Annotated in this window: 25 protein-coding genes; 4 read left to right on the top strand and 21 right to left on the bottom strand. The window is 58.9% G+C overall.

Annotated features, from left to right (window positions below; all coding sequences use genetic code 11):
• Nucleotides 1-57: 57 nt before the first annotated feature.
• The 9 genes from nuoF to VMN77_11360 all read right to left on the bottom strand — a co-directional run bounded on the left by nuoF (nucleotide 58) and on the right by VMN77_11360 (nucleotide 8,676).
• Nucleotides 58-1,368 (bottom strand): NADH-quinone oxidoreductase subunit NuoF, encoded by a 1,311-nt coding sequence (nuoF, locus tag VMN77_11400; protein ID HTN44389.1) that lies wholly within the window; start codon nucleotides 1,366-1,368, stop codon nucleotides 58-60.
• A gap of 140 nt (nucleotides 1,369-1,508) precedes the next feature.
• Nucleotides 1,509-2,039: an NADH-quinone oxidoreductase subunit NuoE gene (nuoE, locus tag VMN77_11395; protein ID HTN44388.1), complete on the bottom strand. Its 531-nt coding sequence runs from the start codon at nucleotides 2,037-2,039 to the stop codon at nucleotides 1,509-1,511.
• 114 nt (nucleotides 2,040-2,153) lie between these two features.
• Nucleotides 2,154-3,419 carry an NADH dehydrogenase (quinone) subunit D gene (gene nuoD / locus VMN77_11390; protein ID HTN44387.1) on the bottom strand — a complete coding sequence of 422 codons (1,266 nt, stop codon included), beginning with the start codon at nucleotides 3,417-3,419 and terminating at the stop codon, nucleotides 2,154-2,156.
• 7 nt (nucleotides 3,420-3,426) lie between these two features.
• A complete protein-coding gene (locus VMN77_11385; GenBank protein HTN44386.1) occupies nucleotides 3,427-3,954 on the bottom strand; it encodes an NADH-quinone oxidoreductase subunit C in 528 nt (175 codons plus the stop codon).
• 111 nt (nucleotides 3,955-4,065) lie between these two features.
• Nucleotides 4,066-4,545, bottom strand: coding sequence for an NADH-quinone oxidoreductase subunit B family protein (locus VMN77_11380; protein ID HTN44385.1), 480 nt, complete (start codon nucleotides 4,543-4,545; stop codon nucleotides 4,066-4,068).
• Nucleotides 4,536-4,907, bottom strand: coding sequence for an NADH-quinone oxidoreductase subunit A (gene ndhC, locus VMN77_11375; GenBank protein HTN44384.1), 372 nt, complete (start codon nucleotides 4,905-4,907; stop codon nucleotides 4,536-4,538). The genes VMN77_11380 and ndhC overlap by 10 nt, the downstream gene beginning before the upstream one ends.
• 573 nt (nucleotides 4,908-5,480) lie before the next feature.
• On the bottom strand, nucleotides 5,481-5,789 hold the full coding sequence (locus VMN77_11370) for a hypothetical protein (protein HTN44383.1): 309 nt from the start codon (nucleotides 5,787-5,789) through the stop codon (nucleotides 5,481-5,483).
• Nucleotides 5,761-6,123: a type II toxin-antitoxin system RelE/ParE family toxin gene (locus VMN77_11365; protein ID HTN44382.1), complete on the bottom strand. Its 363-nt coding sequence runs from the start codon at nucleotides 6,121-6,123 to the stop codon at nucleotides 5,761-5,763. Before VMN77_11365 ends, VMN77_11370 begins: the two co-directional genes overlap by 29 nt.
• Nucleotides 6,124-6,207: 84 nt before the next feature.
• Entirely contained in the window at nucleotides 6,208-8,676 is a 2,469-nt protein-coding gene (locus VMN77_11360; protein ID HTN44381.1) for a heavy metal translocating P-type ATPase, read from the bottom strand.
• A 110-nt stretch (nucleotides 8,677-8,786) separates the two neighbouring features.
• On the opposite strand from VMN77_11360, the gene VMN77_11355 reads away from it, so the two are divergent.
• Nucleotides 8,787-9,569, top strand: a complete 783-nt coding sequence (locus VMN77_11355) for a hypothetical protein (protein HTN44380.1) — start codon at nucleotides 8,787-8,789, stop codon at nucleotides 9,567-9,569.
• 193 nt (nucleotides 9,570-9,762) lie between these two features.
• On the opposite strand, the gene VMN77_11350 is transcribed toward VMN77_11355, so the two are convergent.
• Genes VMN77_11350 through VMN77_11340 form a run of 3 tightly spaced genes read right to left on the bottom strand, consistent with a single transcriptional unit; the run spans nucleotide 9,763 to nucleotide 12,869 of the window.
• Entirely contained in the window at nucleotides 9,763-10,158 is a 396-nt protein-coding gene (locus VMN77_11350) for a PilZ domain-containing protein (protein ID HTN44379.1), read from the bottom strand.
• A 27-nt stretch (nucleotides 10,159-10,185) separates the two neighbouring features.
• Nucleotides 10,186-11,340, bottom strand: a complete 1,155-nt coding sequence (locus tag VMN77_11345) for an SAM-dependent methyltransferase (GenBank protein ID HTN44378.1) — start codon at nucleotides 11,338-11,340, stop codon at nucleotides 10,186-10,188.
• Nucleotides 11,313-12,869 (bottom strand): AAA family ATPase, encoded by a 1,557-nt coding sequence (locus tag VMN77_11340; GenBank protein HTN44377.1) that lies wholly within the window; start codon nucleotides 12,867-12,869, stop codon nucleotides 11,313-11,315. Before VMN77_11340 ends, VMN77_11345 begins: the two co-directional genes overlap by 28 nt.
• Nucleotides 12,870-13,049: 180 nt before the next feature.
• Between VMN77_11340 and VMN77_11335 the strand changes: the two genes are divergently transcribed.
• The 3 genes from VMN77_11335 (at nucleotide 13,050) to VMN77_11325 (ending at nucleotide 15,144) form a co-directional block, all read left to right on the top strand.
• Complete coding sequence (locus VMN77_11335; protein HTN44376.1) at nucleotides 13,050-13,418, top strand: TRL domain-containing protein; 369 nt, start codon at nucleotides 13,050-13,052, stop codon at nucleotides 13,416-13,418.
• Nucleotides 13,419-13,439: 21 nt separating this feature from the next.
• Entirely contained in the window at nucleotides 13,440-13,937 is a 498-nt protein-coding gene (locus VMN77_11330; protein HTN44375.1) for a hypothetical protein, read from the top strand.
• Nucleotides 13,938-14,013: 76 nt separating this feature from the next.
• On the top strand, nucleotides 14,014-15,144 hold the full coding sequence (locus VMN77_11325; GenBank protein HTN44374.1) for a DNA recombination protein RmuC: 1,131 nt from the start codon (nucleotides 14,014-14,016) through the stop codon (nucleotides 15,142-15,144).
• Between the two features lie 16 nt (nucleotides 15,145-15,160).
• Here VMN77_11325 and VMN77_11320 read toward each other — a convergent pair whose 3' ends face one another.
• The 9 genes from VMN77_11320 to VMN77_11280 form a co-directional block, all read right to left on the bottom strand.
• Nucleotides 15,161-16,264 (bottom strand): sensor domain-containing diguanylate cyclase, encoded by a 1,104-nt coding sequence (locus VMN77_11320; GenBank protein HTN44373.1) that lies wholly within the window; start codon nucleotides 16,262-16,264, stop codon nucleotides 15,161-15,163.
• Nucleotides 16,261-17,076, bottom strand: coding sequence for a nitrilase-related carbon-nitrogen hydrolase (locus tag VMN77_11315; GenBank protein ID HTN44372.1), 816 nt, complete (start codon nucleotides 17,074-17,076; stop codon nucleotides 16,261-16,263). The genes VMN77_11320 and VMN77_11315 overlap by 4 nt, the downstream gene beginning before the upstream one ends.
• 10 nt (nucleotides 17,077-17,086) lie before the next feature.
• Nucleotides 17,087-19,780 (bottom strand): preprotein translocase subunit SecA, encoded by a 2,694-nt coding sequence (gene secA / locus VMN77_11310; protein ID HTN44371.1) that lies wholly within the window; start codon nucleotides 19,778-19,780, stop codon nucleotides 17,087-17,089.
• A 137-nt stretch (nucleotides 19,781-19,917) separates the two neighbouring features.
• Nucleotides 19,918-20,121 (bottom strand): cold-shock protein, encoded by a 204-nt coding sequence (locus tag VMN77_11305; GenBank protein HTN44370.1) that lies wholly within the window; start codon nucleotides 20,119-20,121, stop codon nucleotides 19,918-19,920.
• A gap of 126 nt (nucleotides 20,122-20,247) precedes the next feature.
• Complete coding sequence (locus tag VMN77_11300; GenBank protein HTN44369.1) at nucleotides 20,248-21,162, bottom strand: M23 family metallopeptidase; 915 nt, start codon at nucleotides 21,160-21,162, stop codon at nucleotides 20,248-20,250.
• Between the two features lie 192 nt (nucleotides 21,163-21,354).
• Nucleotides 21,355-22,035: an endonuclease III domain-containing protein gene (locus tag VMN77_11295; protein HTN44368.1), complete on the bottom strand. Its 681-nt coding sequence runs from the start codon at nucleotides 22,033-22,035 to the stop codon at nucleotides 21,355-21,357.
• 14 nt (nucleotides 22,036-22,049) lie between these two features.
• Nucleotides 22,050-22,367 (bottom strand): divalent-cation tolerance protein CutA, encoded by a 318-nt coding sequence (cutA, locus tag VMN77_11290; protein HTN44367.1) that lies wholly within the window; start codon nucleotides 22,365-22,367, stop codon nucleotides 22,050-22,052.
• A 3-nt stretch (nucleotides 22,368-22,370) separates the two neighbouring features.
• Nucleotides 22,371-23,792 carry a type IV pilus secretin PilQ gene (gene pilQ, locus VMN77_11285; protein HTN44366.1) on the bottom strand — a complete coding sequence of 474 codons (1,422 nt, stop codon included), beginning with the start codon at nucleotides 23,790-23,792 and terminating at the stop codon, nucleotides 22,371-22,373.
• Between the two features lie 18 nt (nucleotides 23,793-23,810).
• The gene (locus VMN77_11280) at nucleotides 23,811-24,209 is read right to left on the bottom strand and encodes a hypothetical protein (GenBank protein HTN44365.1); all 399 of its coding nucleotides are present in this window, start codon (nucleotides 24,207-24,209) and stop codon (nucleotides 23,811-23,813) included.
• Nucleotides 24,210-24,237: the final 28 nt, after the last annotated feature.

Below are 24,237 nucleotides of genomic sequence, written 5' to 3'. Positions count from 1 at the left end.
TTCTCCTCACCCTGATTCCGGCAGGGGCGACGCATGCGTCGCCCCTACTACAGGGATTCAATGTTTTCCAATCGTCAGCAATTCCCCGCCGCGATTTCCGACCACGCATTTTTTTTCCTTGACGTGGTATTCGTATTCCGACCGCCAGTGCCTGAGCGTGCTCAGAATCGGGGCGATCTCGGCATCGCCGAACGCGCAGACCGTCTTGCCGCCGATGTTGTTGCAGATCCGGACCAGATGATCGAGATCCTCCGTTCGTCCGTGTCCGTGCTCGATCCGCCGCATCATCTGAACGAGCCAGGAGGAGCCTTCCCGACAGGGGGAGCATTTTCCGCAGGTCTCGTGGGCGAAGAATTCCATCAGGTTGAGCGCGGCCCAGACCATGCAGGTATCCTCGTCCATCACGGTGACGCCGCCGGAGCCGAGCATCGATCCGACCTGCGCGATCGCCTCGAAGTCCATCTTCACATCGAGCGAACTTTCGGTCAGGAAGGCGGCCGAGGCGCCGCCGGGAATGATCGCCTTGATCTTCTTGCCGCCGCGGACGCCGCCGGCCTGCTCGAAGATCAGCTCCCGGAGCGTGATCCCCATCGGCACCTCGTAATTGCCCGGCCGGTTCACATGGCCGCTCACCGAGAAGATCCGCATCCCGGGACTCTTGGGCGGCGATCCGATGGAGCCGAACCATTCCGCGCCCCGGTTCACGATGTGCGGGAGGTTGCTCAGCGTCTCGACGTTGTTGATCACGGTCGGCTTTCCGTACAGGCCGTGGATGGCCGGAAAGGGCGGCTTGTTTCTCGGAAGGCCGCGCTTTCCCTCGATCGACTCCAGAAGCGCCGTCTCCTCCCCGCAGATGTAGGCCCCGGCGCCGCGATGAAGGTAGATCTCGACGTCCGTGCCGCTTTTCAGAATTTTTTCCCCCAGATAGCCGGCCCGGTAGGCCTCGGCCAGGGCCCGCTCAAGCACCCGGGCGCCGTAGACGAATTCCCCGCGGACATAGATGTAGGCGACCTTGGCGCCGATGGCGTAGGCCGCCAGGATCATCCCCTCGATCAGCTGATGCGGGTCCCGTTCGATCAGCTCGCGGTCCTTGAAGGTTCCCGGCTCGCTCTCGTCGGCGTTGCAGCAGAGATATTTGGTCAGGGCCGGGTCCTTCGGAAGGAAGTCCCATTTCATCCCGGCGGGAAAGCCGGCGCCGCCGCGGCCGCGAAGGCCGGCCCGCTTGACCAGATCGGTCAGCTGCGCCGGGGCATACTCCTTGAGGGCCTTTCGGATCGCCCGATACCCCCCCTGCCCTTCGTAGTCGGCCAGGCTTCCGGTGTATCCGGGGGTCTCTAAATTTTTATGCAGGACCTTTTCGTATTTCATTCAACCGAGTCCGCTTCTTTTTTTGCTCTGACATTGGAGCATTGGAACATTAGACCGCAACGGAGTCTTTTTTCCCTATCCGATTCTCCACTGTTCTATTGCTCCATTGCTCTGAGGCAAACGCACAAGGCGCGTTTGCCTCAATTCTCCCCCATCGGTTTCAGCGCCGGCGCATCGCCGCCCTTCAAATCCTCCAGAATCCGGTCCACTTTCTCACGCGTCAGCTTTTCGTAGAACGCCCCGTTGATCTGCATCACCGGCGCCGTCCCGCAGGAGGCCAGGCATTCCACCGTTCTCAGCGTGAACAGCCCGTCCGGCGTCGTCTGGCCGACCTCGATCCCCAGCCGCTGTTTGAGGTGGCCCAGGATATTCTCGGACCCGACCAGGGCGCAGGAGAGCGTCCGGCAGAGCTGGATCAGGAACTTTCCCACCGGCCGGTCGTTCAGCAGCGTGTAGAAGGTCAGCACCTCGTACACCTTCGGGGGCGTGAGGTCGAGCCAATGCGCGACCAGGACCATCACCTCTTCGCTGATATAGCCGAACTCGGCCTGGGCCAGGTTCAGGACCGGGAGCAGCGCCGAGCGTTTGTCGGGATAATGCGTCAGGATCTCCTCGATCTGTTTGCGGGTCTTCTCGGAGAATTCCAGTTTTTTCGTTTCGGGATTCATCATTCACAATCGGGCGTGATGAATCACGCCGCTACTGTCGGGCGGGCACATGGGTCCGTCCCTACATTATTTTGGGCGCACGCCGTGCGCCCCTACTCCCATTACGCCTCACGGCTTTTAACGATCGCATTCCCCCATTACAATGTCGTAGGTTCCGAAGATCGTGATGATGTCGGCGATCATGTATCCGCGCGCCATGTGATCGAAGGCCCCCATGTGAACGAAGGAAGGCGAACGGATCTTGAGCCGGTAGGGCTTGGGCCCGCCGTCGCTCACGATCGAGAAGCCGAGCTCGCCCTTCGGGGCCTCCGTCGCGCAGTAGACCTCCCCTTTGGGCGGCCGGAACCCCTCCGTAAAGATGATGAAATGGTGGATGAGGCTCTGCATGTCCTGCATCACTTTTTCCTTGGGCGGGGCGACCACCTGCGGAACGTCGGTCAGGACCGGTCCCTCCGGAAGCTGATCCAGACATTGCCGGATGATCCGCGCGCTCTGCTTCATCTCCTGCATCCGGACCCAGTACCGGTCGTAGGTGTCACCGTTGGTTCCGAGCGGGACCTCCCACTCCACCTTGCCGTAGGCCGCGTAGGGCTCGGCCTTCCTCACGTCATAGGAAACGCCGGAGCCCCGGAGCGTCGGGCCGGTCAGGCCGAAATTGACGGCGTCTTCGGCCGAGATCACGGCCACGTCCTTCATCCTCGAGATCCAGATCCGGTTGTTCATCAATAGCCGGTCGTACTCGTCGATCTTGGACGGAAAGTCGGCCAGGAACTTACGGAGCGGCGCGATCACCTCCGGCTTCAGATCGCCGTTCACGCCCCCGACCCGGAAATAGTTCATCGTCAGCCGCGCGCCGCAGGTCCGCTCGAACAGGTCGAGCAGGACCTCGCGCTCGCGGAAGGTCCAGAAAAAAATCGTCATCGCTCCGATGTCCAACGCCTGCGTCCCCAGCCAGAAGAGATGGCCCACGATCCGCTGCATCTCGGCGATGATCGTCCGGACGTGCTCCCCGCGCTCCGGGATCGAAACCCCGAGGAGTTTCTCGACCGCGCGGACGTACGCGAAGTTGTTCGTCATGGAACAGATGTAGTCCAGCCGGTCGGTATGGGGAATGATCTGCTGATAGGTCAGGCCTTCGCAGAGCTTCTCGACGCCCCGATGGAGATAGCCCAGGTCGGGGGTCGCCCGGATGATCTTCTCGCCCTCCAGTTCCAGCACCACGCGGAGGACGCCGTGGGTCGCGGGATGCTGGGGGCCGAGGTTCAGGAGAAGCTCCTCGCTCCGGCGGAGCGGAAGGTCCTCGGTGATCGGCCGCGGCTCGGTGTCGTGAAGGGGACCCTCGTTCAGGCCCGTCGCGGGGTTCTGTGGGGTTTTGAATTCCATCCTGCGGCTACGTCTGCGGCTCCTCGGTGGGAAGGAACTCGAAGGTGTTGCGCCACCCTTTTCCCTCGGCGGGATACTCCTTCCGAAGGGGATGCCCGTCGAAATCCTCCGGGAGGAAGATCCGCCGGAGGTCGGGATGGTTCCGGAACCGGATCCCCATGAGGTCGTACACCTCGCGCTCCAGAAAACCGGCCGCCCGCCAGACCGTATAGACCGAATCGATCTCGCAGCGGTCTTCCCGGAGGAGGGTCTTGAGCCGCAGACGATGGCGCTTCGGGATGGAGTTCAGCAGATAGACCACCTCGAACCGCTCTTCGCCCGATCCGCCTGAGGCGGAGGACCGCACGGAGTTGTCCACCGAGTAGATGTCCGAAAGGTGATCGAACTCCGTCGAAGGATCGTCCCGCAAAAACCGCGCGATCTCGACGATCCGGTCCGGCTTCACGGTCACGGTCCATTCGTTCCGGAATTCATTCGTCCCGACAAATTCTCTCGGGAACTTTTCCTGGATCTTCTGGGTGATTTCCTGAGTCATAATTTATAGGGGCTCACGTCGCCCCCTCCATCCGCCTGAGGCGGAATGGAGCCTCCCCCTCTCGCTTGCGTTGCTCGCTGAGTAGATTCCTACGGGCTTACCCGTAGGCATCTACTTTACAAACACCTTCTCATGCCGGATCTTTTCCTGAAGCATCATCAAGCCCTGAAGGAGCGCCTCCGGACGGGGCGGACACCCGGGAACGTAGACGTCCACCGGAACGATCTGGTCCACCCCCTGAACGACGCTGTAGCTGTTGTAATGATTCCCCGACGTGGCGCAGGAGCCCATCGCGATGACGTAGCGCGGCTCGGGCATCTGGTCGTAAATCCGCCGGATCACCGGCGCCATCTTCCGGCAGACCGTTCCGGCGACGATCATCAGGTCCGACTGCCGGGGCGAGGCGCGGAAGACCCCCGCGCCGAAGCGGTCGATGTCGTAGCGGGAGGAGACCGTCGCCATCATCTCGATCGCGCAGCAGGCCAGGCCGAAGGTCATCGGCCAGAGCGAGCCCTTCCGGGCCCAGCTGATCACGGAATCGACATTGGTGGTGATAAAGTTGGCCTCGAGCTGTCGGTCGATCAATCCCATTCCAACGCCCCTTTCTTCCAGGCATAGAAATAGCCGACCAGCAGAACCAGGATGAACAGCACCATCTCGATCAGGCCGAACAGCTTCAGCTCTTTGTAAACCACGGCCCAGGGATACAGGAAGACCGTCTCGATATCGAAGATGACGAAGATCATCGCGATGATGTAGTAGCGAAGCGGAAACGGCGCGCGGGCGTCCGAAAATGGGATGCTGCCGCTCTCATAAGGCGTCAGCTTGGCCTTGTAGATCCGGCTGGGCCGCAGGATTTTTCCGAGCAGCAGCGTCACGCCCCCGAACGCGAGCGCGATCGCGATGAAGACCACGATCGGAAGATAATTAGTCGGTACAAATTCTCCGGGCATCGTAAAACCTGTGTTATATCCGGGTCAATTCCCTGCGGGAAATTGACTCGTTTGAAAAGATGAAATTCTCTCTAACTCATTGAGTTCAGTATAAAACAGGCCGGGAGCTTAAACAAGAGCGAATATCATAAGAAATCACGACGATATTGTCAAGGGAGAAGGGGGGATCGAAGGGGATGAAAAAGAGGCCGGTGGCCTGCCCTGAGCGTAGGGACGCGCCAGAGCTGCATGCAATCGATCTGCGTGCATCTCATGCCTCTATCGTCACACGACAATTATCCAAGCGTGACCCTTTTTCCATTCTATCTTTTTAAATCTTTTCTGCCTTTAGATAAAAACCAAAGGCCTACGATGCATATCACTCCTCCTCCAATCATATGGTAAATAGTTCGTGGTCTTAGCGTATTAATGGCCACTGCTGTAAAAATAAGTACTCCACCTATAATTTGGTATGTCGTTGGTAAGATTTTCACCCTCCTAAATCCTCTTCACCACCAGTTATTGCCTTCATTTGTTCTTAGATGAATTCGAAATCCGGGGCAGGCTTGCTTTATGGCTATTCCGGTCTTTAGTTCACGCCGCGGACTTCGCTTTTTTATCGATCAGGCTGACCGAAAGTTTCAATCCGAACGGCCGAAGCAAACGATTGAGCGTTTCTTGCGTCGGATTGTGTCTTGGATCGATCGCCCGGACGATATTGGGACCGGGAATCTTTGTCTTTCTCGAAAATTCCTTTATCCCGTACGCACGAATGACTTTGCCGAGCACAACCTGTATCGGCAAACCCTCTTCCAAAGCCGCTTGTATGAACTCCTTGACGAATTTAGGATCACGGAGATCTTTCGCCAGGCCTTCATTCCAATCTTTCGCGCGTCTTGCCATGTCTCCCTCGCTCTAAATATTCCGACCAAAATTTTCTGGCCTGATCGATGTCCCGACTTTGGGTGCTCTTTGTGCCCCCACAGAGAAGCAAAAGCAAATTCAGCCCCTCCATCCCGAAATAAATCCGGAATCCCGGGCCGAAATCCAACCGAGCTTCCCGTACCCCTTCGCCGATGGGTTTGCAATCGCCCAAATTTCCAGATTCAAATCGCAGAATCCGGGCCTGGATGCGGGCCTTCACGGGAACATCCAGACGGTCCAGCCAGTCTCGAAAGGGGCTCCTCCCGCTTGCCGTAAGATACTCACGGACTATATAAGAGCCGGCCGCTTTCATCCGATCGTCATTACGTTAAAGATATCTTATATGATAATTATTGTCAAGGATATTTCGTCTGCGGTTCTCAAACGTCGCAAACGATCAGAGCGACAAGCGCCGGAGGCGGAGGGCGTTGGTGATGACCGAGACCGAGCTGAAGCTCATCGCGGCCGCGGCGATCATCGGGCTTAGGAGCAGGCCGAAGGCCGGGTACAAAACGCCGGCCGCGACTGGGACGCCCAGGCTGTTATAGATGAACGCGAAAAAAAGGTTCTGGCGGATGTTGCCCATCGTGCCTCGGGAGAGCCGGATCGCGCGAACGATCCCGCGAAGATCGCCCTTGACCAGCGTCACGCCGGCGCTCTCGATGGCGACGTCCGTGCCGGTGCCCATCGCGATTCCGACCTGCGCCTGCGCCAACGCCGGCGCATCGTTGATCCCGTCCCCGGCCATCGCGACGACCCGGCCGGAGGCCTGAAGACGTTTGATCGTGTCGGCCTTCTGATCCGGGAGCACCTCGGCCAGCGCCTCGTCCAGTCCCAGCTTCCGTGCCACCGCCTCGGCCGTGGTCCGGTTGTCCCCGGTCAGCATCACGGTCCGTATGCCATAGCTTTTCAAGGTTGCGATCGCTTCGGGCGTCGACGCTTTGACCGGGTCCGAAACACCGATCAGACCGGCCGGCCGCCCTTCCACCGCAAGCCAGACCACGGTCTGGCCTTCCTCTCGGAAGGGTTCGCACCGTTCGGCCAGATCGCCGGGCCTGACCCCCAGCTCGTCAAAGAGCGCGCGGTTGCCGAGCGCGACGCCACGGCCGCCGATCTTCCCGACCACGCCTTTTCCCGTGATCGACCGGAAATCCTGCGGCGACTCGAGCGGAAGGTTTTTCTCCTTCGCTCCGGCCACGATGGCCGCCGCCAAGGGATGCTCGCTGCCCCGCTCAAGCCCGGCCGCGAGTCTCAAGACCTCGTTCTCGTCGTGACCCGAAAGCGCCAGGACCGTATCGAGCCGCGGCCGGCCCTCGGTCAGGGTGCCGGTCTTGTCCAGCACGAGGGTGTCCACCTTTTCCAGAAGCTCCAGCGCCTCGGCGTTCTTGAACAGCACGCCCGCCGTCGCGCCCCGCCCGGTCCCGACCATGATCGACATCGGCGTGGCCAGACCCAGCGCGCAGGGACAGGCGATGATCAACACGGCGACGGCGTTCACCAGCGCATAGACCATCCTCGGCTCGGGGCCGACCAGGGCCCAGACCATGAAGGTGACCACGGCCGTCAGGACGACGATGGGGACAAAGTAACCCGAGACGGTATCGGCCAGCCGCTGGATCGGCGCGCGGGAGCGCTGGGCCTCGCTCACCATCCGTACGATACGGGCCAGAAGCGTGTCGCCGCCGACCCGTTCCGCGCGCATGACGAATCCGCCGGTGCCGTTGATCGTCCCGCCCGTGACGAGGTTTCCCGGCCCCTTCTCGACCGGAATCGGCTCCCCCGTGATCATCGCTTCGTCGACGGAGCTGCTTCCTTCGATGACGACCCCGTCCACGGGGATCCCCTCGCCCGGCCGGACCCGCAGCCGGTCGCCGGGCTTCACGAGATCGAGCGATACATCCTCCTCCGTTCCGTCCTCGCGAAAGCGCCGCGCGGTCTTCGGTGCAAGATTCAGGAGAGAACGGATCGCGGCGCTGGTTCTGGATCGCGCGCGAAGCTCCAGGACCTGACCCAGAAGGACCAGGACCGTGATCACGGCGGCCGCTTCGAAGTAGACTCCGACCTGCCCGTTTGCAAGGCGAAAGGATGGCGGAAAAAAGTCCGGGAAGAGCGTCGCGACAACGCTGTAGAGGTAGGCCGTTCCGGTCCCGATCGCGATCAGCGTGAACATGTTCAGGCTCCGGTTCACGATCGACCGCCACCCTCGCTCGAAGAACGGCCAACCGGCCCAGAGCACGACCGGCGTCGCGAGCGCCAATTCGATCCAACCCAGAATCCGCGACGGGACGGCCTCCATTTCCATGTCACCCGGGATGAGTTCCGACATCGCCAAGAGAAGCAGCGGCACGGTCAGGCCCAGGCCGATCCAAAACCGGCGCGACATATCGATCAGCTCCGGATTGACCTCCTCGACCGTGACCGTCCGGGGCTCGAGGACCATCCCGCAGATCGGACAGGCGCCCGGATGATCCTGGACCACTTCGGGATGCATGGGGCAGACGTATTCCATGCGCGTCGCCGGTGCCGCCACGGTTTCCGGCTCGAGCGCCATCCCGCATTTCGGACAGGCGCCGGGCTCCGGTTGACGGACTTCCGGATCCATCGGGCACACGTAGTCGCTGCCTGCCGCCGCATCGGGCCGGGGTTCGGCTGTCGACGGCTCCAGATAGCGTCGAGGATCTTCGCGGAACCGTTCGAGGCAGGATTCGTTGCAGAAATAATACGTCCGGCCGTTATAGGGATACGCCCCGGCCGCATCCGACGGTGCGATGTCCATCCCGCAGACGGGGTCCGTCACGCTCGGCGTCGTTCCCGTCCCGACCGGATCCTCTTCACTTTTGGAATGCCGATGGGCTTCGTCCTTCATTCCCCTCCCTCTTCTTTCTACCGCTATTCTAACAGGTCTCATAACTCAGGCACAACTAAAGGCTTCGGTTATCATTGACAGCCCCGTATACTTGTTGTAGGGTCTTTTCCATGCCGGACGAAATATTCGCCGTTTATAAGCCGATCGGGATCACAAGCCATCAAGTGGCGATTCGTCTGAGCGAGAAGCTCGGCACGGTCGTTACGCACACGGGCAGTCTCGATCCCATGGCCGAGGGAGTTCTCGTGCTCCTCGTCGGGCCGGTGGCCAAGAGAAGGCAGGCCGAACTTCAGGCCGTCGATAAGGAATACGAATTCGATCTTCTGTTCGGGTTTTCGACCGATTCCTACGACCAACTCGGACTCGTTACCGATGCCGCCGCCTATGAACCGGAAAATTTTCCGGAGAATAAGTTAAACGATCTCCTCGCCCGGTGGGTCGGGAAAAAAGAACAGGAACTTCCGCCCTTTTCGTCCGCGGTCATCCGGGGGAAACCGCTGTTCTGGTGGGCGAGGGAGGGCCGGATTCATGAGGTCGGCCTGCCGGTGCGGGAGATCGAGGTTTTCGAGGCCGGGTTGGTGAGGCGGAGCGAGATTACAAAAAGGGATCTTGAAGGGTTGATCATGAAGAATGTCGGCTCGGTCGAGGGCGACTTCCGCCAGGACAGAATCAAGGAACGGTGGCAAACCGCGCTGGCCGGTCATCCCAACGGCCGCTTCTCGGTCGCCGCGATCCGGATGACGGTCGGGTCGGGGACCTACGTTCGATCCATCGCCCACGAACTCGGGCGGGCGCTCGGCCTTCCGTCCATCGCCCTGCGGATTCTTCGCACACGAAGCGGCCGCTTTGATCGGACCGGCTGCAAGCTCTTATCCGATTTAATCCCGCTGTAAAACGATTCCAGCGAGCAAAGCGAGCGACCTGCCTGCCGGACAGGCTGGGAGGGAGAGGCTCCATCCGGCTTGGCCGGTGGATTAAGCGAGGATCAGGCTTGGCCTGTCCGAGCGCGGGGTCTGGGGGCATCGGAGGACGCGAAGCCCGCACGGGCCCCCAGATAAGATAAGCGGCGGCGCGAGCCCTTACAAATCAGAGCCGCTTCTTGATCCAGTCTTCGATCGCATTTCCCGCGCCCGGCGGCAGGTCGAGAAAGCGGATGCCGTAACCGGGCTCCAATTTATCCTTGGGATGGTATTTTCGCATCCAGACCACCTCGCACTTGCAACGGACCTGAATCTCGGTATCGGGAATATGGAAGGAGATGATGAAGCGCTCCCCGGGCTCGCGGGGATTGACCGATTGAATAAAAAGTCCCCCGCGGCTGATGTTCTTTGCGTATCCGAACAAATGCTGCTTTTGCCCCCCGCTGGTCACCTTGAGAATGATTATGGGGTAACGCAAATATTTGCGCTTGTCCGCGGCCTTTTTAGGCGTCTCCCTGGCCTCCTGGTTTTCCGGGTTATTTTGGTTCTCGTCCGTCGCCATAATCTCCCCGCAGTTTAATCAAATCCATCACCCGGCCAGTACATCGTTAAAATACGGGCGGAAGGTCAATCCCTCCAGCGGGGGAGGGGTGAGCCCCTTGTGCTGGATGAGGACCTTGAACACCCCGCCCATGCTCTCCCGCGCCAGCAGGCGTTTTACGGACAGCATCTCGGGACTCTCCGGATCGAACCGTTCCATCTCCCGGGCGATCCCGAGGCTCATCAGAAAATTGAGCTGATTCGTAAACCCGGTCACGGACAGCCCGGCCTCGGCGCCGGCCCGGGCCAGCCCGGTGAAATCAACATGGGCCGTGATATCCTGCTCGCCGATCCGGGCGTAGGGATCGTCGTTGACGGTATGACGGTAATAGCAGAGAAGGCTCCCCTTTTTCCGGTGCGGCGCGAACAGTTCCGAGGCCGGGTAGCCGTAATCGATCGTGATCACAAAACCCAGGTCCAAGGCCTTTCCGACTTCACGAATCCACCGGGCCGCTTCCAGATTCACCTCGGCCCGCTGGCCCTCGGCCAAGCGGATTTTCAGCCGCTTGAAATAGGCCTCCAGATCCGGCGTCGAGGGAACCTCTCTCGTCTCAACGAAGCGGTCCCCGTCGACATCGACATAAATTTCATCCAGCCCGTCTTTGGTCGCAACGACCCGATGGACCGGGAAGGCGTCCACAAGTTCGTTGGAAAGGACGCACCCGACGAGGGAACCCCCGGCCTGGACCTCCTCGATATCCGAATACCAGCGGACCGGCGACGCCAAATCGGAGAAGGCCAGCAGCGCTTTCTGCCGGGCGGCCATCGCCGGGCTGCGCTCGATCACGGCGTAACGAAACCGCCTAAAATCCTCCGGCGCATCCGTCTTCAATCCGGCCAGGATGTCCCTGGCGAGCAGCCCCTTTCCGGCCCCCATCTCCAGGATCGTAAAAGGCCCCGGCCCCGGTAGGAGCGTTTCCATCTGCCGGATCTGCTTGGCCAGCAGGCGGCCGAAGATCGGATGCACCTCGGGGCTGGTGTAATAATCCCCGCCGAGCCCGATGCGCTCTCCCGATGAGGTATAATAACCTTCTTCCGGATCATACAGCGCCCGCTCCATGAACCGGGCGAAGGTCATCCGCCCTTTTTGTCGGATCTCCTCCTGGATTTTATGAATCAGTGGGGCTCGGCCCTCGTCCGGCATACGGCCACGATCTCCTTCCCGTTCCACGGCTTTTCCGTATCCACCGCGACCACGGACCCCGCCTCCTCCGGACCGAAGGGCTCGAACGCCGAGAGTTGCCGCCGCATGATCCCGGCATCGGCATCCGAAACGTCCGTCCCCTCGGCCGTCCTTTGCGCCAGACGGGCTTCAAGAACGGCGGGGGGCGCGGTGCAATGGAGGATCACGAAAGGCAGGGTCTTTTTTTTGGCCCACGAACTTACGACCGATCGGTGCCGCATCCGGGCATATGTGGCGTCGAGAACGGCCCAGCGCCCGCTCGCGATCACGTATTCGGCCCGTTCCAGAAGGCCGTCATAGGTTCGTTCGGTCATCTCGGACGTGTAGATGCCGCGGCCGTAATCCGTCGCGCTTCGCGCCTCCGGACCCGCCCCGGCCAGCGATTTGCGCACGGCATCCGAACGAATCACGACCCCCTCCAACGACTCCGCGACTTCCCACGCGACGGTGCTCTTTCCCGTTCCGCTCACCCCCGCCATTAAAATCAGACCGGGGCGGCGGTCGGCCAGATAACGCTCGGCCAGCTCGAAGTAGGACGAGGCGCGCTCCCGGGCCATGGCCTTTTCCACCTCGGTGATATCGGGGTCCTCGATAAGAATGCAGGCCACCTTCGCCCTCACGCAGGCCCGGTAGACGAGATAGAAATCCAGCATCGACAGTCCCTGGTAGTCCTGGGTTTGCTCCAGATAGGCGTTGAGGAAGCGACCGCCCGGCGCCGAAAGGCCGCGATGGTCCAGATCCATCAACAAGAAAGCGATCTCGTTGACGACGTCGATATGATTCAGGGCGTCGTTGAACTCGATGCAATCGAAGACGATCAAGCGGCCCCCATCGAGGCAGATATTCTGAAGGTGCAGGTCGCCGTGACAGACGCGGATCGCGCCGCGCTTGATCCGCTCACGGAACAGGAGCGCTTTCTGGGTCAGAAAATGTTCCGAATACTCCCGGAGCCTCGAAAATCGCTTCGGTGGCACGACGCTCTCCTGGAATTTCGCCGTCTGCTCGAAGTTCCGGAGCACATTCTCCCCGACCGCCTCCGGTGTCCCGAATACGTCGTCGGCGCGCTCGGCGGACCGGTGAAAGCGGGCGATCCGGGAGGCCAGTTCCACGATCGTCCCGCGCGACAGTTCGTCCCGCTCGGCCATCGCATCCAGGAGTCCTTCCTGGGCGAACTGGACCATCTTCACGGCGTACTCCACCGGCTCCCCTTTCCCATCGACGCGGAAACGCTCGCCGTCCCGCGTGATCGGCACCACCCCCAGGTAGATCTCCGGCGCCAAGCGGCGGTTCAAGGCCACTTCCCGCTCGCAATAATAGCGCCGTTTTTCCAGTGTAGAGAAATCGAGGAATTTCAAATCGACCGGTTTTTTGATCTTGTAGGCAAACGGCCCGGTCAGGAAGACGTCCGAGATATGCGTCGCCAGATGCCGGATCTCCCGGACGGGATGCGGGTAAGCCGCAGGGTCCATGAGCGAGCGATACCAGATCATCCGCGCCTCCCTTTCAATCGATATCATTTTAGTCAGTTATCGATAGAAAGTCAAAGAGGCCGGTCCGGGAATTTCTCCCGGTTCAACCAAAAGAGTTGCCCGAAACGGGTTTTTTGATTTATAAACGTGGTATATTTTATATTTAAAGTATTATTCTACGGATAAACGGAGGGCAAATCGATGTCGACGAAATCCGTCAACGTGATTTGGAGAACCGCCGCCCTGGCGGTGCTTACGGCAGGTCTGGCCGGCTGCATTTATGCCAATACCACGATGCCCCTGGCCTGGATTTCCAACACCCGCCTGGACGTGAAAGACCTGACCTTGGATAATCAAGAGATCGTGGGTCAATCCACCGCCCATGCCCTGCTCTTCGGAATGATCTCGTGGGGAGACGCGGGGCTCGATGCGGCCCTGGAGGATGCGAAGCGGAAGGCCGGGGTCGAGGTCAAGGAGGTTTATGATGTAAAAACCGACCAGAGGGTGTTCAACGTTCTCGGCTTGTATATCAGCCGAACCATCATCGTCACCGCCAAGGCGGCGCATTAAACGCAGGAGGGTACGGCTCCCGTGATCCGCACGATCGTCCTGATTCTTTTCATCTTATTCTGTTCCTATCCGGCGCGGGCCGTCGGACCGCACGGCGATGGAGCCATTGGCAGCATGATGGACCGTGCGGAGCTTCCGCGGGGGTTTCCCATTTATCAGGACTACGACGCCCCTTACGCTTATCCCTCGATGACCCGTCGGGATCTCATTCCGCTGATTCAGGAGGACGAGGTGATCGAGGTCGAAGGCTCAAGCAGGATGACGGGGTTTTTCATCCCGGTCGGATTGTTCATCGGCCTCGGGCCCATGTCCGGTTTTTCGGTCGATATGGAGGATCGAAGCATCCGCGCGGCCATTGCGGATGCCCAGAAGCGATACGACGTTCGCCATCTGTACGACATCCGGGTCGACGAGCGTTATTTCTCCATCCTGGGGATTTACAACACGAGGACCACGATCGTCCACGCGAAGGCCGTCCGGGAAAGAACGAACCCGCCCCACGAAGATCCACCCCGATAGAATCGCCGGTCCTCCGAATTTTCGACGGAACGCACGCGGGTTGACTTCTCGGACCCGCGCGGATAGAATCGGGCGCATGGAAATTGTTCTCGTCATCGGGATCGTCGCCGTCATCGGGCTGTTGATCGTCGTCCTGCTGCAGGGCAAAAACAAGCCGCCGGACACCGGGATGCTGGTGATGCAGCAGCAGGTGGACGCGCTGCGGCAGCAGATCACCGAAACGATCGCGGGGAACACAACCGCCCTCAACCAGCAGCTCTCCTCCGTCACGCAGCAGGTCAACCAGCAGCTCGCCGCGATGGTCCAGCAGCTCCAGAACGCGACGGGACAGATTGGGACGCGCCTCGACAACGCCGCCCGGGTGGTGGGCGAGGTGAAACAGAACCTGGGCGAGCTTTCGAAGGCCACCCAGCAGGTGTTCGATGTCGGGAAGGACATCGCCAGCCTGCAGGAAATTCTCCGGGCCCCGAAACTCCGCGGGATTCTGGGCGAGCTTTTCTTGGGAGACCTCCTGGCCCAGATCCTCCCGCCCAACCATTTCACGCTTCAACACCGCTTCAAAAGCGGCGAGGCGGTGGACGCGGTGATCCGGCTGGGCCAATTCCTGGTGCCGGTGGATTCGAAGTTTCCGCTGGAGAATTTCCGGCGGGTGGTCGAATCCAAAAACGACGAGGAGCGGAAGGCCGCCCGAAAAAAATTCAACGCGGACGTCAAGAAACACGCCGACGCCATCGCCGACAAATACATCCTGCCGGACGAGGGAACCTTTCCCTTCGCGCTGATGTACATCCCGGCCGAGAATGTCTACTATGAAACCATCATCAAGGATGAAAACCTCGGCGACGAAAAGAGCCTGTCGGCCTACGCCCTCGAACGCAAGGTGATCCCCGTCTCGCCCAACAGTCTGTACGCGTATCTCCAGGCGATCGTGATGGGCCTCAAGGGGCTTCAGATCGAGAAGAGCGCCCAGATCATCATCAGCCACCTGGAACGTCTGCGGGGGGACTTCGAGCGGTTCCGGAAGGAATTCGAGGTGATCGGCACGCACCTCACCAACGCCAAGGGCCGGTATGAGGAGGCCTCGATCCGTCTGGATCGGTTCGGGGAGCGCTTGATCTCGGCGGGCCAGGGGGACGCGTTGCCCGGAGAATTGAAAGACGATCCGCTAAGCCTCAATCCGCACGGCGAGCGCAACCCCTCCCCGTGAAGGCGGGGTGCTTCAATTAGTGGGCGCGGGCCCGGGTCCGCGCGGCGCGCTTCTCGGCGATGCAAACCTGGTCGCGCCCGCTGTTCTTGGCCAGATACATCGCCTGGTCGGCCATCCGGACAAGATCCCGCTTCGTCATCGCATGCTCCGGATACCCCGCGATCCCGAAGCTGGCCGACATATTGATCTGCAATCCTTCGTCCTTCAAGAACTCGTGAGCCTTCAGGCTTTTGTGCAAGCGGTGGGTGATCCGGGCGGCCGTCTCGACATCGGTTTCCGGAAGGACCACGACGAATTCGTCGCCGCCGTAGCGCGAGATGATGTCCACGTCCCTGAGGTTTTCAACCAGGATACGCGCCACCTCCACCAGGACCTTGCTGCCCATGAGATGCCCATGGACATCGTTCACGTGTTTGAAGTAGTCCATGTCGAAAAAGATGAGCGAGAGAATGGACCCGTAGCGCCGGCAGCGATTGATTTCGCGGTCGAGGATTTGGTCCAGGTAACGGAAATTATAAAGCTTGGTCAGGTCGTCCGTGATCGCCAGATTCGACATGCGCTCATAGAGGCTGGCCCGCTCCAGCGCGATCGCGGCCTGATCCACGAGTTTCCGGAGGAGATCCTGGTCGGTTTCATCGAAGGGTTTTCGGTTCTGTTTGTTGATCATTTCCAGGACGCCGATCGTCCGCTTTTTGTTGACGATCGGCACGCACAGAACGGAGCGGGTCTTGAACCGGGTGATGCGGTCCGCGGCACGGCTGAAGCGCCGGTCCTTCCGGATATCCCGGATGATCAAGGGCTGGCCGGTCTTGGCGACCCAACCGGCGATGCCCTGGCCCACTTTTAAGCGAACCTTGTTGACGCCCTTGGTCCCCTTGGCCGCGACAAAACGGAGCTCCTGAACCTCCTCATCCAAGAGCAGCAACGACCAGGCGTCGCACTTGATCAGCCGCTGCGCCCTTTCCATGATGACCCGGAGGATCTTGTTGAATTCCAACGTGGAGGTCAGGGCCTTCCCGCTGTTGATGAAGAAGGACAGTTCCTTGGAGCGTTGGGCGAGGGCGCTGCGCAGACGGCCGTTCTCGGTCCGGTAACGATTGAGAAGGTCCAGCGTCTTCATGGTTGTGCGAGTTCCCCGTAGAGTTCGGGCCGACGGTCCCGGAAAAAGGTCCAGATGTCTCGCGTTTCCTGAACCTCGTTCAGGTTAACTTCCGAAAACACGACGGCGTCGTTTTCCCCGGCGGGCGAGGCGATCAGTTCTCCGAAGGGATTGACGCAGAAACTCCGACCGTAGAACGTTTGCCGTTCCTCCTGGCCGGCGCGGTTGATCCGAAGAATGAAGACGTTGTTCGCGATGGCGTTGGCGCAGATCATCTTCTCCCAGCGGGACTGGGAAGCGAAGGCGGCCGCCGTGGGGGCGAAGAGGATCTGCGCGCCCTGCAGGGCCATGATCCGGCTGCCCTCCGGGAAAAAATTGTCCCAGCAGATCTGAATGCCGATCCGCGCTAGGGAGGTTTCAAAGACCGGGAATCCGAGATCCCCCGCCTTGAAATAATACTTCTCCTCCCACAACGGGATCTGGGGAAGATGCACCTTTCGGTAACGGCCGACCAAGGTCCCGTCTTTCTCGATCACGGCCGACGTGTTGTAGTGGGCATCCCCGTCTTTTTCGAAAAAAGTTCCGATCAACACCACGGCGTGTTTCCGGGCTTCCGCCCGAAGGGCTGAAACGGTCGGCCCGTCGATGGGCTCGGCCCACCGAAAATGATCCTCCCGGCTCTCGAAGGCAAACCAGGGCAGGTTGAAAAGCTGTTGTGTGGAGATGATTCCGGCCCCCCGTTCCGCGGCCAGGGCGATCATCTCGATGGCTTTTCGGAGATTAGAGTCGGGGTCCTTGGAGCATCGCATCTGGATGCCGGCGATCTTCAGCATGGGCTCCCGATCATTGTCCGTGGCATTTTTTATATTTCTTTCCGCTTCCACAGGGGCAGGGGTCGTTCCGGCCGACCTTCTGAACCTCCCGCTGCACCGTTTTGGGCTGGGCCGCGGCATCGCCCCGGCTGAACTGAAGGCGGGGCGGTTGGGGTAGCGCCGCCGGCCGGGCCGCCGGCGCGGGCTGATCCTTGACCACCTGGATCTTGAAGAGATGTTCCACCGCATCGGTCTTGAGGCGGTCCATCAAGGCCGAGAACATCCCGAACCCTTCCCGTTTGTATTCCACCAAGGGGTCCTTCTGCCCGTAACCGCGCAGGCCGATTCCCTCCTTCAGGTAATCCATCGCGAGGAGATGATCCTTCCATTGGGTGTCGATCACCCGAAGCGTCACCATCTTTTCCAGCTGCCGCATCAACGGCTCGCCCAATTCGGCCTCTTTATTTTTGTAAGCCTCGTCAATTTTCTGGATGAGATGCTCGCGCAGGGCCGTTCGTCCCAGGTCTTTCATCTCCGATTCGGACTCGGGATTCATCGCAAACTGGCGGGCGAGCGCTTCGTTGAGCCCTTTGAGATCCCATTCCTCGGGATAAACCCCTTCCGGACAGTACAGTTCCAGGATCTCGTCCAAACGGTCATCGATCATGCCCAGAAACAGATCGGTCAGATTTTCACCGCGAAGGATCCGCCGCCGTTGTTCGTAGATCACCTCGCGCTGTTTGTTCATCACGTCGTCGTATTCGAGCAGCTGCTTCCGGATATCGAAATTATGCGCCTCCACCTTCTTCTGGGCGTTCTCGATGGCGCGGGTGACCATGCGGTGCTCGATCGGGATCCCTTCCTCCATGCCGAGCCGTTGCATCAGGCCCGAAATCCGCTCCGAGCCGAAAATCCGCATGAGATCGTCTTCCAGGGAAAGGTAAAAGCGCGACGATCCCGGATCCCCCTGCCGGCCGGCCCGTCCCCGCAACTGGTTGTCGATCCGGCGGCTCTCATGGCGCTCGGTGCCCAGGATGTGAAGCCCGCCCAGCGTGACCACATCCGCTTTTTCGGCCTCGCATTCCTTTTTGATCCGCTCAAAAAGCCGGGCCTGCTCGTCCGGGGGCATCTCGGGTTGCTGGATGAGATGCCGTTTGAAGAGAAAATCAGGGTTCCCTCCCAGGAGAATGTCCGTGCCGCGCCCGGCCATGTTGGTCGCGATCGTCACGGCCCCTTTGCTCCCGGCCTGCGCGATGATCTCGGCCTCCTTTTCATGGTATTTGGCGTTCAAGACGGAGTGCTTGATGCCCTGGCGCTTGAGGAGCCCGCTCAACCGTTCGGATTTTTCGATGGAGATCGTGCCCACGAGAACCGGCTGACCGTTTTGATGGAGTTCGCCCACTTCTTCGACGATCGCATTGAATTTTTCGCGTTCGGTCCGGTACACGACGTCGGCAAAATCCTTCCGGATCATGTTCCGGTTGGGCGGGATCACCATCACGTCGAGATTGTAGATTTTTGCAAACTCCGCCGCCTCGGTATCGGCCGTACCCGTCATCCCGCCCAGTTTTTTGTACAGCCGGAAGTAGTTTTGGAAGGTAATCGAGGCCAGCGTCTGGTTTTCGTTGGCGATCTTCACCCCTTCCTTCGCCTCGACCGCCTGGTGCAGCCCGTCGCTCCAGCGGCGGCCCGGCATCAGCCGGCCGGTGAATTCATCGACGATCATAACCTCGCCGTCCTTGACGACGTAGTCCACGTCCCGCTTGAAAAGCGTGTGGGCCTTCAGGCCTTGAATGACGTGATGCACCAGATCGATGTTCGACAGGTCGTACAGATTCGAAACCCCCAAAAGCCGCTCGACCTTTGCGTTGCCTTCCTCCGTCAGGGTCACCGTTTTGGTTTTTTCCTCTACGGTATAATCCTCGGTTTCCTTCAGGGACGGTATGATTTGATTGATCCGATAGTATTTGTCGGTGGACTCTTCGGTCGGGCCGGAGATGATCAGCGGCGTCCGGGCCTCATCGATCAGGATGCTGTCGACCTCATCCACAATGGCATAGTGAAGCTCCCGTTGAACGCCCTGATTCAAGTCGACCGTCATGTTGTCCCGGAGATAGTCGAATCCGAACTCGTTGTTGGTCCCGTAGGTGATATCGGATTGGTAGGCCTCGGGTCGACTCACCGGCCGCAGGTATTGGAGGCGGCGGTCGGCCGCCTGGTAGGACGGGTCGAAACGAAAGGCGGCCTCGTGCTGAATCACCCCCACCGATAATCCCAGGGCATGGTAGATCGGACCCATCCACTGGGCATCGCGTTTGGCCAGGTAGTCGTTTACCGTCACCAGATGGGCTCCGAGCCCCGGCAGCGCGTTCAGATACAGCGGGAGCGTGGCCACGAGCGTCTTGCCCTCGCCCGTTTTCATCTCGGAGATCTTGCCCTCGTGCAGAACGATTCCGCCCAGGAGTTGCACGTCGAAATGCCGCATCCCCAAACGGCGTTTCGATGTTTCCCTCACCACGGCGAAGGCCTCCGGGAGGAGATCCTCCAGCGACTCGCCGGCCGCCAAACGGGACCGGAACGCTTCCGTTTTCGACCGCAGTTGCTGATCGTCCAAGGATGCGACGGCCGGTTCGAAGGCGGAAATTTGCTCCACCTTCGGAGCCAGTCGTTTCAGCTCCCGGTCGTTCTTCGTTCCTATGACTTTTCGGATCAGTAGTCCCAACATCATGAAGTCCGTTAAAAAACGATTCTATTATACTACCACAACACGAAAAAAGAACGCAAAAAGACGACGGGGATAAAAAACCCCGACAAAGCGGACGCCTTGTCGGGGTTTTCATACATCATCATTCGTTTGGTTGGTTATTGCGCCTTGGTCACATTCGATGCCTGCGGACCTTTTTTTCCTTCCACGACATCGAACTCCACCTCCTGACCCTCGGTCAATGTTTTAAATCCATCTCCCTGAATCGCCGAGAAATGGACGAAGACGTCTCCGCCGCCTTCTTGTTCGATAAACCCGTACCCTTTCTTCTCGTTGAACCACTTCACCTTTCCTTTACTCATTACGCTGACCCCTCCCTACAACGCGCTCCGGAACCCAGACCGGAACCGCGATTGATAATCGAGCAAGCGGGCCATGCAATAGTCCACCTGCTCCCCGCCAAAATGATTTTATTCAATGGAAATGGGCTAATTAAGGATGTACCTCAAGGGATTAACCGGGACACTATTGACCAAGACTTCATAATGAAGATGGGGACCGGTCGACAATCCGGTATTGCCGACAAAACCGATCACGTCCCCCCGCTTGATTTTTTGCCCGATCCGGACATTGACCTTGGACAGGTGTCCGTAGACCGTCTGCATGCCGTACCCGTGATTGAGCTTGACCATCTTGCCCAGACCGCTGTCGAATCCTTCATAACTGACCACCGCGGCCGCCGACGCCATGACCGGCGTATCGCGGCGGGCAGCCAAATCGATCCCGTTGTGCATCGCGACGCTTCCGGTGAACGGAGAGATCCGGTTTCCAAATCCCGAAGTCAACCAGCCTCGGACGGGCCAGATAGACGGGGTGGAGGCCCACAAGGAACGTCGGTCTTTCATGGCCTCGGTCAGTTCCGCGAAGCTCAATTCCTGAACCGCCGCATCCGACCTGAGCCGGCTGAGGTCCTGGTCCATTTTACGGAGGTCCTCCGGCTGAACATTTCCGGTTTCAGACACCGAATCCGTCCCGGGCTCTTCCGGCCCACCCATGCCCTTGAGCTGGTCGTTTTCAGGGGGCGGACCGATATCCGCGATCACCCGCAGCTTGGTGTCCAAATCCTTTATGCGCGTCATCTGTTTTTCCAGATCGGTAATGTTGGAAGCGAAGGTCTGAATTTGGATCTTCTGGGCCTTTGTTTCTTTCCGGAGCGACTTCAATTCCCACATATCACGGACCATGGAAAAATACTGAATAACAAAAACCACGAGAAGAATGGCCGAGACTATCGTGCTTCCTATGATGGTCCTGAGGGCCTGCTTGCTAAGGCTGAATCTGTACGCCCTGGAGGTGGGCGTCGGTATGATCATTACAGTGTACGAATCCTTCAATGTTTTCATATAGTAACCTCACAAAAATGCCGGCAGATGGTAACATACACTAAGAGGCTTGTCAAGAATTTTTTGCTCATTATAGTACCCCTTTTTCCATTTTGCTACCATCTTTATGTATTTAAGATAGCAGAAATTCCGATTCCGGCAAGCACCATTATAGGGCTTAAGATACTATATATAGACATATTTTATCAAAAACTACCCTATTTTGGGGTGTTTTCCATTCAGGTAAACCTTTAGAGGACATTCCTGGCAAACCGGCGTTGGTTTGCAATGCTCCTTACCAACCTTGACCAGCAGTGCATGGTACTCATTATAGACAGCGACCCGCGGTTGAAGTTGATCCATGAAGAATCGTTGCAGGCGATCGTAAGATACCTTGGCAGGGGTCAAGCGGTGCCGGTTTAAAACCCGCCGCGTGTAGGCATCGATGACAAAAATGGGCACATCCAATGCGTACAGAAGAATCGAATCGGCGGTTTCAGGCCCGATACCTTTCACGGAAAGCAATTGGGAACGGAGGACCCCGGACTGCTCAGACATCATGCGTAATAAATCACCCTCATATTGTTGAATCAGGAACCGCACGAACGCCTTTACCCGACCGGCCTTGACCCTGAAGTAACCGGATGGACGGATCGCCTCGGCCAAGCGCCTCACGGAGACCTTACGGAGCGCCTGCGGCGTCATGAGCCCCTCCCGTTTTAAATTGGCCACGGCCCGTTCGACATTTCTCCAAGCGGTATTTTGGGTCAGGATCGCCCCGATCATGATTTCAAACCGACTGTCCGCGGGCCACCAGTGCTGGGGGCCGTAAGCGTTCAGCAGCCGCCGATAATACCGCTCCAGTGGGGGGGTGGTTCGCTTTTTTTGCTTCATGGAAGGTCGGACCGCTACCGTGTGGTTTCACGGATCCACCGGAGGTACTCCTTGGAACCCCGACTGATCGGCAGGGCAATAATCTCCGGAACGGAATAACGGTGGAGAGATTTAACGCGTTTCACGAGACGCTCGAAGGCGGCCCGCCGGGTCTTGACAATCATCAACGCTTCCCGTTTTTGGTGAATCCGACCCTGCCAGAAGAAGACCGATTCGACCCGGGGGATGATATTGGCGCAGGCCGCCAGTTTTTCCTCGACCAGTTTTTTCCCGATGGCCCGGGCTTCCTTCAATGTTGGGGTCGTAATCATGACGACCACCTCTTTCGGCAAGGTTCAGCTCCGTTTGTAGATCGAGGGTGTGATGAAGATCAAGAGCTCATTTTGGATGTCGTTCTTGCTGTCATGCCTGAACAGCCATCCTATGATCGGGATGCGGTCCAGGAAAGGAACCCCCGAGACGGCCTTCGATTCATTTCGAGTATAGATTCCGCCGATGACGATCGTTTCCCCGTCCTTGACCATAAGATCCGTCTCAGCCGTCCGCGTATCCAGGGGGGGGATGCCCTGGACCTCCCGGGTGAAATCGGGATCTTTCTTGTCAGCTTTCACATGCATGATGACTTGGTTGTCCGGCGTGATGTGGGGCTTGACGGTCAGCTCCAACTTTGCGTCGATCTGAACCACGCCGTTGCCGCCGCCGACCGGGGTTATCCCGCCCGTCGACCCGCCCCCGGATGAGGTCGATACGGTCGTCCCGGCAATCACCACGCTTTGAACGAAGATCTCTGTCCCGGTTGCAATCATAGCCTCTTTATTATCCATGGTCAACACGCGGGGATTGGATAGGATCCGGCCGTTGCCGGAGGTTTCCATGGCCGATAATTGAAGATCCAATTGTCGGGTGTTGGACACGTTTCCAAAGGAAAACGCGCCCACGCCGCCGGACCCCAGTGTGACGGCCGCCGGGAGATTGACCACAAAGGGGTTGCCGCTCAATCCCAAACCTCCGGTCATCGGCGACGGCGTCGAACTCGAACCGCCTGGGTTTGTAATGCCTCCGGTTGCGGTATAGGTTCCCCCGTTCGTCTGATTGGTGAATTTGCCCCCCCATTGGATCCCGAGTTCCCGCGCAAAACTCGTGCTGGCCTCCACAATGCGCGCTTCGATCATCACTTCCGGCGTTTTGGTATCGAGGCTTTTCATGATGGACACGATCTTAGCGACGTTATCCGGAAGATCACGGACAATCAGCGAATTGGTCCGCAGATCGACGGATACGCTGCCCTGTTGACTTAAAAAATTCTTGATGGCCTCGGCGTTTATTTTCGCATCGCCAAAGTTTACCGGAATGATCTCCGTCGTCATATTATTTACGCCCTCCGCAAAGGGCGACTTTACCACCCGCACGATCGTCCCATCCTGAAATGAGACCAGGTTGTTGATCTTAAGGATGGCGGCAAACGCTTCGCGCACGGTGACCCGCTGGAAACTTAAGGTCAGCCGCCCACCCACATCATCCCTGATAATCACGTTGAGCCCCTCCTCCTGCCCCAACGCCCGGAGGACATCTTTCAGATCCGCATCCCGGAATTCCATGGTAAAGATGGTTTCGCCCCCCTCGCTTGACTCCTTGATTACATTGATCGTCCCCGGTCCGGTTGGAGCCGCCGCGACCATCGAATGGCTCATCATCCAAACCATGACGATCAGGATCCAAATCATCCGAACCGTTATTTTATGACGCCCCAACCCCATGGGGACCTCCTCTCAGGTCTAATGGCCCAAAACAAATTTATTGACCCGCAATTCCTTCTCCCCCGAGGGTCCTTGCAATATCACGCGATCCTCCAGGATCTCGGTGATCTGGTTTCCTTCAATCGTATCACCCGTTCGCAGAATCTTGTCGTTGATGATCGCCACCCCCCCTCCCGACCGGTAGATTATAGCGCTGAGATGGAACTCCCCCGTCTCCGATCCCGCAACGCCCGATCGGCTGGGAAGCACAAACGGATCCCGGCCCCACTGCAGGGCTTTCTCCTGACGTTCCAGCCGTTGGGTGCTGATCTCTGAATGCGGCTGGGCCCCAAGAGAAGCAGGGGTAAGGAGTAAGGAGTAAGGGGTTAGGAGCAGGAATAGAATGATCAAAGATCCCATCATGTTCATCTTTTTCACCTCACCCCTTACTCCTCACTCCCCACGC

Source organism: Nitrospiria bacterium, from assembly GCA_035498035.1.
In the GTDB taxonomy this organism is placed as follows: Bacteria; Nitrospirota; Nitrospiria; order JACQBZ01; family JACQBZ01; genus JACQBZ01.
Note: the sequence above shows the minus strand (reverse complement) of the source record. Positions and strands in the feature narration are given on the sequence as shown.

Bases quoted from the DNA above. Each gene is read 5' to 3' on its own strand.
- VMN77_11355 (HTN44380.1), top strand. From the start codon at position 8,787: ATGCCGGACGAAATATTCGCCGTTTATAAGCCGATCGGGATCACAAGC.
- VMN77_11295 (HTN44368.1), bottom strand. From the start codon at position 22,035: ATGAAGCAAAAAAAGCGAACCACCCCCCCACTGGAGCGGTATTATCGG.
- secA (HTN44371.1), bottom strand. From the start codon at position 19,780: ATGTTGGGACTACTGATCCGAAAAGTCATAGGAACGAAGAACGACCGG.
- VMN77_11385 (HTN44386.1), bottom strand. From the start codon at position 3,954: ATGACTCAGGAAATCACCCAGAAGATCCAGGAAAAGTTCCCGAGAGAA.
- VMN77_11350 (HTN44379.1), bottom strand. From the start codon at position 10,158: ATGGCGACGGACGAGAACCAAAATAACCCGGAAAACCAGGAGGCCAGG.
- VMN77_11340 (HTN44377.1), bottom strand. From the start codon at position 12,869: ATGATCTGGTATCGCTCGCTCATGGACCCTGCGGCTTACCCGCATCCC.
- VMN77_11300 (HTN44369.1), bottom strand. From the start codon at position 21,162: ATGAAAACATTGAAGGATTCGTACACTGTAATGATCATACCGACGCCC.
- VMN77_11360 (HTN44381.1), bottom strand. From the start codon at position 8,676: ATGAAGGACGAAGCCCATCGGCATTCCAAAAGTGAAGAGGATCCGGTC.
- VMN77_11370 (HTN44383.1), bottom strand. From the start codon at position 5,789: ATGGCAAGACGCGCGAAAGATTGGAATGAAGGCCTGGCGAAAGATCTC.
- VMN77_11365 (HTN44382.1), bottom strand. From the start codon at position 6,123: ATGAAAGCGGCCGGCTCTTATATAGTCCGTGAGTATCTTACGGCAAGC.
- VMN77_11305 (HTN44370.1), bottom strand. From the start codon at position 20,121: ATGAGTAAAGGAAAGGTGAAGTGGTTCAACGAGAAGAAAGGGTACGGG.
- nuoD (HTN44387.1), bottom strand. From the start codon at position 3,419: ATGGAATTCAAAACCCCACAGAACCCCGCGACGGGCCTGAACGAGGGT.
- VMN77_11345 (HTN44378.1), bottom strand. From the start codon at position 11,340: ATGCCGGACGAGGGCCGAGCCCCACTGATTCATAAAATCCAGGAGGAG.
- VMN77_11315 (HTN44372.1), bottom strand. From the start codon at position 17,076: ATGCTGAAGATCGCCGGCATCCAGATGCGATGCTCCAAGGACCCCGAC.
- VMN77_11325 (HTN44374.1), top strand. From the start codon at position 14,014: ATGGAAATTGTTCTCGTCATCGGGATCGTCGCCGTCATCGGGCTGTTG.
- VMN77_11380 (HTN44385.1), bottom strand. From the start codon at position 4,545: ATGGGATTGATCGACCGACAGCTCGAGGCCAACTTTATCACCACCAAT.
- ndhC (HTN44384.1), bottom strand. From the start codon at position 4,907: ATGCCCGGAGAATTTGTACCGACTAATTATCTTCCGATCGTGGTCTTC.
- nuoE (HTN44388.1), bottom strand. From the start codon at position 2,039: ATGATGAATCCCGAAACGAAAAAACTGGAATTCTCCGAGAAGACCCGC.
- pilQ (HTN44366.1), bottom strand. From the start codon at position 23,792: ATGGGGTTGGGGCGTCATAAAATAACGGTTCGGATGATTTGGATCCTG.
- nuoF (HTN44389.1), bottom strand. From the start codon at position 1,368: ATGAAATACGAAAAGGTCCTGCATAAAAATTTAGAGACCCCCGGATAC.
- VMN77_11320 (HTN44373.1), bottom strand. From the start codon at position 16,264: ATGAAGACGCTGGACCTTCTCAATCGTTACCGGACCGAGAACGGCCGT.
- VMN77_11335 (HTN44376.1), top strand. From the start codon at position 13,050: ATGTCGACGAAATCCGTCAACGTGATTTGGAGAACCGCCGCCCTGGCG.